Below are 401 nucleotides of genomic sequence, written 5' to 3'. Positions count from 1 at the left end.
GGTATCTATATTATTGAATGGATAGCTCATTACCTTTCCCTTGGGTTTGAATCTATTTTTATATACAGCAACGATAATTCAGATGGATCTGATGATTTATTATATTACCTGCAAAGTAAAGGGATTATAAAGTTAATAAAAAATGAAGTAAGCGCAGGAAGCGATGCTCAAAGTAAAGCATATTCTGATGCTCTCATGTTTAATAACGATATTTTAGACTACACATGGTGCCTTTTTGTTGATATGGACGAATTTGTAGTCGTAAATACGGACAAATTTAAAGATATCAAATCGTTTGTAAGATGGCATGAACAAAAAGATGTTGATGCCATTTGCATTAATTGGACCTATGTTGGAAGTGGAGGAAATGTAAGTTGGTTTGATGCACCAATGTATCAGAG

Annotated in this window: 1 protein-coding gene; it reads left to right on the top strand. The window is 33.2% G+C overall.

Translation table 11 applies throughout. From position 1 onward, the window contains the following. On the top strand, positions 1–401 hold a 401-nt coding region (locus CSR02_RS07560), incomplete at both ends, for a glycosyltransferase family 2 protein (protein WP_167384114.1).

Origin of the sequence: Acetobacter pomorum (genome assembly GCF_002738225.1) — a bacterium.
GTDB lineage: Bacteria > Pseudomonadota > Alphaproteobacteria > Acetobacterales > Acetobacteraceae > Acetobacter > Acetobacter pomorum.
This window is presented reverse-complemented; position numbering and strand designations above follow the sequence as displayed.